This window comes from Actinokineospora sp., assembly GCF_050699995.1.
Lineage (GTDB): Bacteria > Actinomycetota > Actinomycetes > Mycobacteriales > Pseudonocardiaceae > Actinokineospora.
The window spans coordinates 1-12676 of record NZ_JBOHGC010000362.1 but is presented as its reverse complement, the minus strand read 5'-3'; the positions used below and the strand labels follow the sequence as shown (position 1 = coordinate 12676).

The 12676-nt window shown below is 70.0% G+C and carries 12 protein-coding genes and 1 pseudogene; 10 read left to right on the top strand and 3 right to left on the bottom strand.

All coding sequences use genetic code 11. From position 1 onward, the window contains the following. A partial coding sequence (locus ACRDSQ_RS17820) for a pyruvate carboxylase (protein WP_431422595.1) occupies nucleotides 1-2241 on the top strand: 2241 nt, incomplete at its 5' end. Nucleotides 2242-2365: 124 nt separating this feature from the next. Here the strand turns inward: ACRDSQ_RS17820 and ACRDSQ_RS17815 are convergent. Together ACRDSQ_RS17815 and ACRDSQ_RS17810 are read right to left on the bottom strand one after the other, a co-directional pair. Then, nucleotides 2366-3853: a diguanylate cyclase domain-containing protein gene (locus ACRDSQ_RS17815; protein WP_431422593.1), complete on the bottom strand. Its 1488-nt coding sequence runs from the start codon at nucleotides 3851-3853 to the stop codon at nucleotides 2366-2368. Between the two features lie 10 nt (nucleotides 3854-3863). Beyond that, nucleotides 3864-5987 carry a HelD family protein gene (locus tag ACRDSQ_RS17810; RefSeq protein ID WP_431422592.1) on the bottom strand — a complete coding sequence of 708 codons (2124 nt, stop codon included), beginning with the start codon at nucleotides 5985-5987 and terminating at the stop codon, nucleotides 3864-3866. A 137-nt stretch (nucleotides 5988-6124) separates the two neighbouring features. On the opposite strand from ACRDSQ_RS17810, the gene rsmD reads away from it, so the two are divergent. The 7 genes from rsmD (at nucleotide 6125) to mutM (ending at nucleotide 10634) form a co-directional block, all read left to right on the top strand. Beyond that, nucleotides 6125-6700, top strand: a complete 576-nt coding sequence (gene rsmD, locus ACRDSQ_RS17805; RefSeq protein ID WP_431422590.1) for a 16S rRNA (guanine(966)-N(2))-methyltransferase RsmD — start codon at nucleotides 6125-6127, stop codon at nucleotides 6698-6700. A 25-nt stretch (nucleotides 6701-6725) separates the two neighbouring features. Then, on the top strand, nucleotides 6726-7220 hold the full coding sequence (coaD, locus tag ACRDSQ_RS17800) for a pantetheine-phosphate adenylyltransferase (RefSeq protein ID WP_431422588.1): 495 nt from the start codon (nucleotides 6726-6728) through the stop codon (nucleotides 7218-7220). Nucleotides 7221-7368: 148 nt separating this feature from the next. Next, complete coding sequence (locus ACRDSQ_RS17795) at nucleotides 7369-8091, top strand: DivIVA domain-containing protein (protein WP_431422587.1); 723 nt, start codon at nucleotides 7369-7371, stop codon at nucleotides 8089-8091. A gap of 102 nt (nucleotides 8092-8193) precedes the next feature. After that, complete coding sequence (locus tag ACRDSQ_RS17790) at nucleotides 8194-8769, top strand: YceD family protein (RefSeq protein WP_431422596.1); 576 nt, start codon at nucleotides 8194-8196, stop codon at nucleotides 8767-8769. 71 nt (nucleotides 8770-8840) lie between these two features. Then, the gene (gene rpmF / locus ACRDSQ_RS17785; protein ID WP_091370894.1) at nucleotides 8841-9023 is read left to right on the top strand and encodes a 50S ribosomal protein L32; all 183 of its coding nucleotides are present in this window, start codon (nucleotides 8841-8843) and stop codon (nucleotides 9021-9023) included. Between the two features lie 15 nt (nucleotides 9024-9038). After that, the gene (gene rnc, locus ACRDSQ_RS17780) at nucleotides 9039-9782 is read left to right on the top strand and encodes a ribonuclease III (protein ID WP_431422586.1); all 744 of its coding nucleotides are present in this window, start codon (nucleotides 9039-9041) and stop codon (nucleotides 9780-9782) included. Further along, nucleotides 9783-10634, top strand: a complete 852-nt coding sequence (gene mutM / locus ACRDSQ_RS17775; protein ID WP_431422584.1) for a bifunctional DNA-formamidopyrimidine glycosylase/DNA-(apurinic or apyrimidinic site) lyase — start codon at nucleotides 9783-9785, stop codon at nucleotides 10632-10634. Here mutM and ACRDSQ_RS17770 read toward each other — a convergent pair. Continuing rightward, nucleotides 10629-10850 (bottom strand): annotated as a pseudogene (locus ACRDSQ_RS17770) (VOC family protein); the annotation flags it as partial. The gene mutM and the pseudogene ACRDSQ_RS17770 overlap by 6 nt on opposite strands. 147 nt (nucleotides 10851-10997) lie before the next feature. Between ACRDSQ_RS17770 and ACRDSQ_RS17765 the strand changes: the two are divergent. Both ACRDSQ_RS17765 and ACRDSQ_RS17760 read left to right on the top strand, forming a co-directional pair. Further along, complete coding sequence (locus tag ACRDSQ_RS17765) at nucleotides 10998-11327, top strand: PadR family transcriptional regulator (protein WP_431422582.1); 330 nt, start codon at nucleotides 10998-11000, stop codon at nucleotides 11325-11327. Beyond that, nucleotides 11324-12466, top strand: a complete 1143-nt coding sequence (locus ACRDSQ_RS17760) for a DUF1700 domain-containing protein (protein WP_431422580.1) — start codon at nucleotides 11324-11326, stop codon at nucleotides 12464-12466. The genes ACRDSQ_RS17765 and ACRDSQ_RS17760 overlap by 4 nt, the downstream gene beginning before the upstream one ends. Nucleotides 12467-12676: the final 210 nt, after the last annotated feature.

Genomic DNA, 12676 nt, shown 5'->3' with positions numbered 1-12676 from the left:
GCCGAGGTCAGCGCGCACTTCGACTCGATGCTGGTCAAGCTCACCTGCCGCGGCCGCGACTTCGACGCCGCGGTGCGCCGGGCCAAGCGCGCGGTGGCGGAGTTCCGCATCCGCGGCGTGGCCACGAACATCCCGTTCCTGCAGGCCGTCCTCGACGATGAGGACTTCGTGGCGGGCCGGGTGACGACGTCGTTCATCGAGCAGCGCCCGCACCTGCTCACCGCGCGGCACTCGGCCGACCGCGGCACCCGCCTGCTGACCTACCTCGCCGACGTGACGGTCAACAAGCCGCATGGCGAGCGGCCGAAGGTGATCGAGCCGCGCACCAAGCTGCCGGAGATCGACCTCAACGCCGAGCCGCCCGCGGGCTCCAAGCAGAAGCTCGTCGAGCTGGGTCCGGAGGGCTTCGCCCGCTGGATGCGCGAGTCGAGGAACGTCGGCGTCACCGACACCACGTTCCGCGACGCCCACCAGTCGCTGCTCGCGACCCGGGTGCGCACCAAGGACCTGCTCGCGGTCGCCCCGCACGTCGCGCGGATGACCCCGGAGCTGCTGTCGCTGGAGTGTTGGGGCGGCGCGACCTACGACGTCGCGCTGCGGTTCCTGGCCGAGGACCCGTGGGAGCGCCTGGCGGCGCTGCGTGAGGCCGTGCCGAACATCTGTCTGCAGATGCTGCTGCGCGGGCGCAACACCGTGGGGTACACGCCGTACCCGACGGAGGTGACCTCCGCGTTCGTCGAGGAGGCCACGAAGACCGGTATAGACATCTTCCGGATCTTCGACGCCCTCAACGACGTCGAGCAGATGCGCCCGGCGATCGAGGCCGTGCGCGAGACCGGGTCCGCGGTCGCCGAGGTGGCCCTGTGCTACACGGCGGACCTGAGCGACCCGGCCGAGCAGCTGTACACATTGGACTACTACCTCAAGCTGGCGGAGCAGATCGTCGGCGCGGGCGCCCATGTGCTGGCGGTCAAGGACATGGCGGGCCTGCTGCGCCCGCCCGCCGCGGCCCGCCTGATCACCGCGCTGCGCAAGGAGTTCGACCTCCCGGTCCACCTCCACACGCACGACACCGCGGGTGGCCAGCTGGCGACGTACCTCGCCGCCATCCAGTCCGGTGTGGACGCTGTCGACGGTGCCGTCGCGTCGATGTCGGGCACCACCTCGCAGCCGTCCCTCTCGGCCATCGTCGCCGCGACCGACCACAGCGAGCGGGAAACCGGACTGTCGCTGCAGGCGGTGTCGGACCTCGAGCCGTACTGGGAGATCGTGCGGCGCGTGTACCGACCGTTCGAGGCGGGTCTCCCGTCGCCGACCGGCCGCGTGTACCACCACGAGATCCCCGGCGGGCAGCTGTCGAACCTGCGCACGCAGGCGGTGGCGTTGGGTCTGGGCGACCGCTTCGAGGACATCGAGACGATGTACGCCGCGGCCGACCGGATGCTCGGCAGGCTGGTCAAGGTGACGCCGTCGTCGAAGGTCGTCGGCGACCTGGCACTGCACCTCGTCGGCGCGGGCGTGGACCCGAAGCAGTTCGAGTCAGAGCCGGGCAGCTTCGACATTCCCGACTCGGTCGTGGGCTTCCTGCACGGCGAACTCGGCGACCCGGCCGGTGGCTGGCCGGAACCCTTCCGCAGCAAGGCCTTGAAGGGCCGAGCCGCCCCGAAGGGCGTCGCGGACCTGACCGAGGCCGACCGCGAGGGCCTGGCGTCGGACCGGCGGGCGACGCTCAACCGGCTGCTGTTCCCGGGGCCGACGAAGGAATACCTGGCGCACCGGGACCAGTTCGGCGACACGAGTGTGCTGGCCAGCAAGGACTTCTTCTTCGGCCTGGAACAGGGCAAGGAGTACGCGGTCGGCATCGGCAAGGGTGTGACCCTGCTGATCGAGCTGGAAGCGGTCGCCGACCCGGACGAGCGCGGCATGCGGACCGTGATGGCCACGCTCAACGGGCAGCTGCGGCCGATCCAGGTCCGGGACCGGGCGATCGCGTCGGATCTGCCGGTGGCGGAGAAGGCCGACAAGACGAACCCCAACCACGTCGCCGCTCCCTTCGCCGGCGTCGTCACGCTGTCGGTCAGCGAGGGCGACGAGGTCGAGGCAGGCGCGACTGTGGCGACCATCGAGGCGATGAAGATGGAGGCTGCCATCACCGCCTCCAAGGCAGGCAAGGTTTCGCGGCTCGCCATTGGCAAGGTCCAACAGGTCGAGGGCGGAGATCTGCTGGTGGTCCTGACCTGACACCCGCGAGTCGCCCCTCCAGGCAACCGAGTAACCCCGCCCGGCCAGTGAATTCGACATTCATGTAGCCGGGCGGGGCGACTCACTTGCCGGGCGGGGCGACTCGCGGTTGGCAGGGGGCTAATTAGTAGTCGCGGGTGCCCTTGCGGGCGTACATCGCTCGGTCCGCCGCTGCCAGTGCCGCGTCGGGGCCGTGTTCGGTCAGTTCCGCCCAGCCGATGCTGATCCCCACCGGCGCCCCCAGCGCCAGTTCATCCCAGTTCTCGCGGGCCAGGGCGGCGGTCACCCGGTCGCCGACCTCGTGGGCGGCGCTCAGCGAGGTCTCCGTGAGGACGGCGACGAACTCGTCTCCGCCGTAGCGCGCCAGGAAGTCGCCCTCCCGCAGGGAAGACGCGACGACCGACGCGATTCGGGCCAGTACGGCGTCGCCTGCCAGGTGGCCGTGGTGGGTGTTGACGTCCTTGAAGTTGTCCAGGTCCATCAGGCCGACGATCGCCCGTTCCCGCGTGCCGCTGATCTCCTCGAGCCGTTCCTCCAGGTGCCTGCGGTTCGGCAGCCCCGTCAGGGGATCGGTCAGGGCGGCCGCCGCGTACTCCGAGAGGACCGCGTGGTCCGCACGGAATCGCGCGGCGTGGGCAGCCAGTCTGCGGAGGTTCTGCCACGGCTCGGTGAATCGTCGGATCGCCTGCCGCTCAGCGGCCAGGGCGCCGGTCATGTCACCGGCCGAGCTCAACGCCAGGGAACGCAGCCGAAGGATCTCCACCTCGTGCACCAGGTTCACCGGCACGGTCGCGTCCAACGCCGGTAGCACGTCGGTCGGGCGGCCCGCGGTGATCGCCAGGCACACCCGGGTCAGGATGCGGTACGGGTTGCTCGCCTGGTCCGCCTCCGCGGGCATCAGCCGCCGCGGGTCGACGCCGGGGTCGCCACCCAGGACGGTGTACCGCGCGGTGGCGTACGCCAGGTAGGCCCGGTCGGCCATGGCGACGCCGTCGAGGTCGCCTGCGGCCAGCCTGCGGCCGTCGGCGGACAGGTCCGCCAGCATCGAGGCGCACTGGTCGGTGTCGCCCCTGTGGTCCGCGGACACGGCGGTGATCAGCCGCATCGGGGCGTCCTCGTAGTGCAGGCCCCATTGCCTGCCCGTGTCGTGGGCGTGGCGCAGGGCCAGGTCGACCTCGTCGGTCATGCCGAGTTCGCCCGCCGTCCAGGCCAGGTCGTACCAGGCCAACGCGGTCGTGACGCTGGGCCTTGCCTGAGCGGTGGCCCGCATTCCGTCGACGGTGTGCAGCATCGCGTCTTCGATCTGGCCCACCGCGAAGGCCGCACCGCCCGCCAGGGCGTGGAACTCGCCGACGAAGGCGGGTTCCGGGAACTGTTTGACCGCTTCGTCGGCCTCGGCCAGGACCCGGGTGAACTCCGAGGTGCCCGCCTGTCCCAGCGTGAGTTGCGCGCCGAGGAGGAACAGGTGTGCCTGGGTCCGCTCATACGGATCATCGCTGAACCTGGTGAGCAGCCTGGCCCTGGCCGCGGCCTCGCGCAGCTTGCCCGCGTCCATGAGCCTGAGCAGGTCGGCGCACTGACCTGCTGGTCGGCTCGGGTCGGGCTCCGGCACGCTGCTCCCTTTAGCTGTCCGGCCAGTTTTGGTCGGTGGTCACTACCGTAAGGCGCTGAGTCGCCCGAGTGAGGGCGACATACAAAGTTCGTGGTCCCGTGGTCGACTCCGTGACCAACTCCGCGGGCTCGATCAGCACGACCGCGTCGTACTCCAAACCCTTGGACTCCAAACCGTCGACCACCCGCAGCCGTTCGTCGTTGAGCCGCTCGATCGCCGACCGGGTCGAGTCGACCCGGCTGGTCGCGGTGATCACCCCGACCGTGCCGTCGACCGTGCCGAGCAGCTCCTTCGCCGCCGTGACCGCGAACTCCGTCAGCTGGTCGAACGAGCAGACCCGGACCGAGGGTTCGATTCCGGTGCTGCGCACCGCGTGCGGCAGCTGCTCGGGGGTCGAGACGTCGCGGACGACCTTGCCCGCGAGGTCGAAGATCTCCGCAGAGTTGCGGTAGTTGGTGCGCAGCGCGAACTGCCGACGCACGGTCCGGGGACCGCCGAACGCGCCGTCCTGCGCCTGCCGCGCCTCCGCCGGGTCCGGCCAGGAGCTCTGCACCGGGTCGCCGACAACAGTCCAGCTCGCGTACTTCCCGCGCCTGCCGACCATCCGCCACTGCATCGGGGAGAGGTCCTGCGCCTCGTCGACGACGATGTGGGAGTACTCGTCGTAGTCGTCGGGCCGGTGATAACCCGGCCCGCTCTGCCGTTCCGACCACGTCTTCAGTTCCGCGGCGGAGGTGTCGGTCTTGCGCCTGCGGCGCTTGGGCGGCTTGCCCAGCAGCATCCGCAGCTCGTCGAGCAGGGCGACGTCGGCGACCGACGGGCCGCTCGGGTCGGCCCAGGAGTCGGCCAGCATGTCCACTTCGGACCGGGTGAGGCCGCGCCCCGCGATCCGCGACAGCCGGCGGCGGTCGCTCAGCGAGCGCAGCACCTCCGCCGGGGTCAGCAGCTGCCACCACACGACGACGAAGCGGTGGAAGTCGATCCGCTCGCCGATCTCGGTGATCAGGTCGGCCCGCTTCACGGCGAAGTCGGTGTACGAGTCCGCCTTGCGCCACAAGGCTTCCAGCAGCGCCTCGGCGGCGTCGACGCGCGCCTGGTTCGGCGGGCGACGTCCATTGTGGACGTTGTTGCGAACGGCGTCGAGCTCTCGCGCGTCGAGCTTGAGCACCTCGCCGCGGTACATGATCCGCAGCTCGGTGGGCGCGTCCGCGGGGGCTTCGCGGATGGCCCGCTTGAGCACCCGGCGCATCCGCAGCGACCCCTTGACCGCCGCCACCGGCGCCGGGTCGACCCGGACCGCCTTGACGCCGTCGAGCAGGTCCGACAGCGAGCGCAGCTCGACGTTGTCCTCGCCCATGGAGGGCAGGACCCGGGAGATGTAGGAGGTGAACGCGGGCGACGGGCCGACCACGAGCACGCCCGTGCCGCCCATCCGCCTGCGGTCGCGGTAGAGCAGGTACGCCACGCGGTGCAGCGCCACCGCGGTCTTGCCGGTGCCGGGGCCGCCGGTGATCTCGGTGACTCCGCGCCACGGCGCCCGGATCGCCTCGTCCTGCTCCTTCTGGATGGTCGCGACGATGTCGCGCATGTTCTCGCCGCGCGCGCGGGTCAGGCTCGCCATCAGCGCGCCCTCGCCGACCACGGCCATGCTCTCCAGGTGCCGCTCCGGCATGAGCAGGTCGTCGTCGATGTCGACCACGGTCTGTCCGGAGGAGCGGATCACCCGGCGCCGGATGATGTCCATCGGCTGCTCGGCGGTGGCCTGGTAGAACGGCGCCGCCGCGGGGGCGCGCCAGTCGGTGACCAGGTTGTCGAACTCGACGTCGCGGACCCCGAGGCGGCCGACGTACATCGTCTCGCCCGCGGTGTCGTCGAGCCGCCCGAAGACCAGCCCTTCGTGTTCCGCGTCGAGGGTGCGCAGGATCTGGTTCGCGTGGCGAACCATGACATCGCGTTCGAAGAGCATGGCGGCTTGCTCGAAGACCGCCTCGTTGCGTGCTCCGTGGGCAAGCGCGTCGCCGCGGTTGCGCATCGCCTCGGCCTCGCCGCGCATCTCGTCGACGCGCGCGTAGACGACGTCGACATGCTTCTGCTCGACCGCGATCTCGGCCTCTCTCACAGAGGTTTCCGACACGCAGCGCTCCCAGGTTGTTTCCGACAGGAAGAGCGAGATTACGCGCTTTGGGTCGAGCCTGAATCGACCTGATGGCGGATGTGCTCCGCCTCACCCCGGCGCGCGGTCCGTGCGGGCTGGTCAGGCACCATATGCGGGTGACCAGGATCGTGGCGGGCGCCGCCGGGGGCAGGCGGCTCGCGGTGCCGCCAAAGGGCACCAGGCCGACCTCGGACCGGGTGCGCGAGGCCCTCTTCAGCGCGTTGGAAGCGGGAATCGGACTGCACGGCGCCCGGGTGCTCGACCTCTACGCGGGCTCCGGCGCGCTCGGCTTCGAGGCGCTCTCGCGTGGGGCGGTCCTGGCCACGATGGTGGAGGCCGACCGCAACGCCGTCGGCGTCCTCAAGCGCAACGCCGCCATCGTCGCGCTGCCCGGCGCCGACATCCGGGCCGGGCGGGTCACCCAGGTCCTGTCCACCGGCGCCGACGAGCCCTACGACCTGGTCATGGCCGACCCGCCCTATGCCGTCGAGGGCCCCGAACTCGCCGTGATGCTCAACGCCCTGGTCGACTACGGCTGGACCGGCCCCGGCTCCACGGTGATCGTCGAGAGGTCCACGCGTGCGGGCGCGCCCGACTGGCCCACCGCCCTCGTGCCGGAGCGGTCCCGCCGCTACGGCGATACCGAACTGCACTGGGCCTCGCAAGTGAGTGTCGACACGGACTCCGACTGACTCCCGGCTGCTACGGTCCAAATCCATGACGCGCGCAGTTTGCCCGGGCTCGTACGACCCGCCCACCAACGGCCACCTCGACATCATCGAGCGGGCCGCGGCGCTGTTCGACGAGGTCGTGATCGCCGTCATGATCAACAAGTCGAAGCGCGGCCTGTTCACCGTCGAGGAGCGGATGGACATGCTCGCCGAGACCACCGCCCACCTGCCCAACGTCCGCGTCGACTCGTGGCACGGGCTCCTGGTGGACTACTGCACCCAGAACGACGTCCAGGCGATCGTGAAGGGCCTGCGCGCCATCAGCGACTTCGACTACGAACTGCAGATGGCGCAGATGAACCAGGGCCTGACCGGCGTGGAGACCATGTTCATGCCCACCAGCCCCCTCAACAGCTTCCTGTCCAGCTCACTGGTCAAGGAAGTGGCCACCTACGGCGGCGCGGTCTCGCACCTGCTCCCGGAGATCGTGCACACCCGCCTCCTCAAGCGGCTGGCCGAGAACGCGGCCCAGGAGAGCTGACCGCCGCGCGGTCGGTGCGGATCATCACAAGCCGCCACCCGGTCACAAACGAACACGCCCACTCGATCTCCACGTGCGGAGCCGGTGGAGCGTGCAGAATCGAACGGGGAGCCGTCACGTCCCGCGGCGTGGAGGTGGAGGAGGAGCTGTGTACAAGGTCTTCGAGGCGATCGACGAGCTGGTCACGATCCTGGAGGAAGCCAGGGGTGTGCCGATGACGTCGGGCTGCGTGGTGCCCCGCGGCGACGTCCTCGAACTGCTCGACGAGGTCCGCGACGCGCTGCCCGCCGAGATCGACGACGCCCAGGACGTGCTCGACCGCAAGGACGAGATCATCGGCGGCGCCGAGCACCAGGCCGAGCAGACCCGCAGCAAGGTCACCCTCGAGGCCGAGCAGCTCATCGCCGACGCGCGCGCTCAGGCCGAGCGCCTCATCGCCGACGCCACCGCGCACGCAGACCGCCTGGTCGCCGAGGCCCAGGACGAAGCCGACCGCACCGTCGCCGCGGGCCGCGCCGAGTACGAGAGCCTGGTCGGCCGCTCCCAGTCCGAGGCCGACCGGATGCTGCAGGCGGGCCGCGAGTCCTACGAGCGCGCGGTCGAGGAAGGCCGCTTTGAGCAGGCCCGACTGGTCTCCCAGACCGAGGTCGTGCAGGCCGCCCACGCCGAGTCCGCCCGCATCCTCGACGCCACCGCCGACGAGGCCGCCCGCAAGCGCGCCGAGTGCGACGACTACGTCGACACCAAGCTGGCCGAGTTCGAAGACCTCCTCAGCCACACCCTGCGCACCGTCGGCAAGGGCCGCACCCACCTGCGCGGCGCCATGAACGGCGTCCCCGCCGGCGCCGTTCCCTTCGACTACCACGGCTGAGCTGATTTCCGGTTTGACCACGCCTCGCGTACCCTGTTCTAGCTGGCCGCGCGGACATCCGCGTAGGCCCCACCAATCCACGAAGGCGTGACCGAGTCCACCATGTCCGAGAAGCGCAAAGGCCCGGCCCGTCCGGTCCTGACCAGCCCGTGGGTCATCGACACCCGTGAGCTGGGAAGGCGACCCGGATCCTCGCGACCGGTCCACCGCACCGCCCAGGCCGACTACGCCATCGGGCTCGAAGGCGTCATCGCCGTGCCCGCGGGCGCCGATGTCGACCTCGACGTCCTGCTGGAGTCCGTCGTGGAGGGTGTCCTGGTCTCCGGGGTCGCCTCCGCCCAGCTCGCGGGGGAGTGCTCCCGGTGTCTCGACCCGATCACCGACGAGGTCGAGGTCGACATCACCGAGCTCTTCGCCTACCCGCTGAGCGCGACGGTCGAGACCACCGACGAAGACGAGGTCAGTCGCCTGATCGACGACCTCATCGATCTTGAGCCAGTCGTCCGCGACGCGGTCGTCCTGGCACTGCCGCACGTGCCGCTGTGCAGCCCGGACTGTGCCGGGCTGTGCACGGACTGTGGTGGCAAGTGGGCCGAACTCGGCCCGAATCATAGGCATGAGACCATTGATCCTCGATGGGCCGCGCTCCAAGAGCGGTTCCAACAGGATGATGGCTGAGACAACACAGTCCGTATCGTCGTTGTAACTGTCCGTCCTGCTCACACAGCTTGCTCAGAGGAGATTCAGTCGTGGCCGTCCCCAAGCGGAAGATGTCGCGTTCGAACACCCGCTCGCGCCGGTCGCAGTGGAAGACCACTGCGGTGCACCTGGTGAACTGCTCGAACAAGGCTTGCCGGGCCCCGAAGCCGCAGCACATCGCCTGCCCGACCTGCGGCCAGTACGACGGTCGCCAGGTCGTTCAGCCCGCGTGACCGTAGGTTCACGCCATGGGGGCTAAGGCGTCTCGAGGTCCGACAGCGGACCCGTCAACGCTGCTCGACGCGCTCGGCGTCCACTTGGACGCCGAGCTGCTCGTGCTCTCGCTGACGCACCGCTCGTATGCGTACGAGAACGGCGGCCTGCCGCCCAACGAGCGCCTGGAGTTCCTCGGCGACGCGGTCCTCGGCCTCGTCGTCACCGACCACCTGTACCGCCGCCACCCCGACCTGCCCGAGGGGCAGCTCGCGAAGCTGCGGGCCAGCGTGGTCAACATGCACGCCCTCGCCGGTGTCGCCCGCGGTCTGGGCGACGGCGGCCTCGGCGCGCACCTGCTCCTCGGCAAGGGTGAGGAGCTGACCGGCGGCCGCGACAAGGCGAGCATCCTCGCCGACGGCATGGAAGCGGTGATCGGCGCGGTCTACCTGCAGCACGGCATCGACACGGCCCGCCAGGTCGTGCACCGCCTGTTCGACCCGCTGCTCATCGAAGCGCCGCTTCGCGGAGCCGGGCTGGACTGGAAGACGAGCCTGCAGGAGCTCACCGCGTCCGCGGGCCTCGGCGTGCCCGAGTACCGGGTGCGCGAGGAAGGCCCGGACCACCGCAAGGAGTTCACGGCCATCGTCGTCGTCAACGGCCAGGGCTACGGCAACGGCGACGGGCGCACCAAGAAGGAAGCCGAGCAGAAGGCCGCGGAAGCGGCTTGGCGCGAGCTTTCCGAGTCGATCGACGCCGAGCGGTCCGACGAGTCCTGAGTGCCCGAGCTGCCTGAGGTCGAGGTCGTCCGCCGGGGTCTGGAACGCCACGTCACCGGCCGCACGATCGCTTCGGTCGACGTCCTGCACCCCCGCGCCATCCGCCGCCACGTCCCGGGCGCGATCGACTTCGCGTCCCGGCTCGTGGGACATTCCCTTGACGCCGCGCGCCGCCGCGGCAAGTACCTGTGGGTCGAGCTGAGCTCAGGTGAGGCCGTCCTCGCCCACCTCGGCATGAGCGGCCAGATGCTCGTCCAGTCCGCCGACGCGCCCGACGAGAAGCACCTGCGGGTCCGTGTCCGCTTCGCCGACGACGGGCCCGAACTGCGGTTCGTCGACCAGCGCACGTTCGGTGGCCTGTCCGTCGAGGACACCGTCGTTGTCGACGGCGAGACGCTGCCCGAGCCGGTCGCGCACATCGCCCGCGACCCGATGGACCCCGCGTTCGACCTCGACGCCGCCGTCCGCGCGCTGCGCGCCAAGCGCACCGAGGTCAAACGGGCCCTGCTGGATCAGACCGTGGTGTCCGGCATCGGCAACATCTACGCCGACGAAGCACTCTGGCGCGCCCGCGTCCACTGGGCCCGGCCCACTGAGCGGCTCTCCGCGGCGAAGGCCCGCGAGCTGATCGGCGCCGCCACCGACGTGATGGCCGAGGCGCTGGTCGCGGGTGGCACGTCCTTCGATGCCTTGTACGTCAACGTGAACGGCCAGTCCGGCTACTTCGACCGGTCGCTGGCCGCGTACGGGCAGGAGGGCCTGCCGTGTCCCCGCTGTGGCAGCCCGATCCGCCGCGAGCCGTTCATGAACCGCTCGTCGTTCTCGTGCCCGCGGTGCCAGCGCCGCTCATGACCCGCTGCCGTAGGGCCGGGTGAGGATCTCCAACGCGTGCCCGTCGGGGTCGTCGAAGTAGACGCCACGGCCGCCGTCGTTGGTGTTGATCTCGCCGGTCTGGCTGTGGAACGGGTCGGCCCAGTAGGTCAGGTTCCGGTCTTTGATCCGGCCGAAGACCACGTCGAACTCGTCTTCGCTCACGAGGAACGCGTAGTGCTTGGTGACGATCTCCTCGGGCGGCGTGTCGATGAGCTGGATCGGCGCATTCCTCTCCGCTGAGTGCGCCGCCTCCACCGTAGAACGTTGCTGTCACCAGTTTCCACCTTGCGCGGTACTGCGTAATGCGCAATAGTGTTCTTAGCGCGATACCGGGGAGGGTGCATGGATACGAGCCAGCTGCTCAAGGGAGTGCTGGACCTCGCGGTGCTCGCCGTGCTGCGGGATGAGGACGGCTACGGCTACGACGTCCTCAGGCGACTGCGGGGCGGCGGCATCGAGGAAGTCGGGGACGCTTCGGTCTACGGAACGCTGCGGCGGCTGTACAAGGCGGGGTACCTGAGTTCCTACGTGGTGCCGAGCGACGAGGGGCCGCACCGCAAGTACTACGGACTCAACGACTTGGGCCGCGACCGGCTGGTCGAGACCGAGCAAGCCTGGCGGGCGTTCGCCGAGACGTTGGACGGGATTCTGCGAAAGGGGAAGGCGGCGTGAACAGCGACACTCGCCTGGAGCTCGACGAGTACCTGGCCCGGGTGCGGACGGCGTTGGCCGATCTCCCCGCCGACGAGCTGACCGAGCTGATGGAGGACGTCGAGCCGCACGTCACGGAGGTCTTCGGCGAGGACGGTTCCCCCGTCGAACGCCTTGGCACGCCGGAGGACTACGCGGCCGAACTGCGCGCGACGGGTGGCTACCCGCCGCCGAGCCAGACCGCCCCCGCGATCCCGCGCAAGCTCGCGGGCAGGATCGCCTTGTGGGCGCTCGCGATCACGACGCTGGTCGCCCTGATCGTCGGTATCGCCGGGGTGGGAGAACGCTCGGCGGCCCCGTTGGCCGCAGTGGTCATCTTCCTGCCGCTGTTCGCGCTGGCGGCGTGGCTCATCTTCACCGGCCGCGTCCGCCGGTCGGACATCGAGGAGCTGCCGGAGTACCGCTGGGCGGTCCGGGTGGGCCTGAACCTGCTCCAGCCCGCGGCGATGGACTATGTGCGATCCCTGCGTCCCGCGTGGACGGTTCTGCGGATCGTGGTGCTGGCACTGGCTTTCCTCGCCGTGATCAGCCGGGCGCCCGTCTTCGCGGTGGCGGTCCTCATCGCGACGGGTGTGCTGCTGTGGACGGCGGGTCGGGTCAAGACGGACCGCAGGCTGCTGGCGGTCACGGTGCCAGGCAACGCTTTCGTCGTCGGCTGCGGCCTCGCCCTGGCGGTGGCGGCGGCGTCGTACAACGGCGGCCGCACGACCTACTACGGCGGCGGATACCCGGGCGACGGCCTGTATTACAACGGCAGCCCACTGTCCAATGTGTACGCGGTCGGCGCCGACGGCAAAGCCATCGACGAGTTCTACCTCTACGACGAGGATGGCATCCCGATCACCGTTTACCGTCCCTCCTGCGTCGGTCGCTCGGACAACCGAAACCGCTTCCCACTGCCGCGAATCGTCTACACCGACGGCATTTGTGACGAGCGGACCGGCCTCCCGTTCGTGCCGCTGCCACCGTCGCTGTCGGCGATCCCGTCGGCGACCTCGGCGACCACGCCACCGTCGGCCACTTCGGTGCCGCCGTCGACGGGCGTGTCCACACCGGAGAAGGCGCCTTCCACGGCCGCGGCCGTCCCGCCGACGGGCTGAGTCCCGGGGTGCGGGAGTGAAGGTGGGAGCGGGCATCGGGGGCCCGCTCCCACCTTCGTCGGCTGTTGGCCTAGATCAGGACTTGTGACCGCTCAACCGCTGCGCCATGTCGTGGTGGAACGAGACCAACTCGGCCAGACCCATGACTTTCCGCGATGCGGTCGAGAGATCCTTGCCCTCGGCGCTCCATGGCGGTGGCCACGTGTGAAT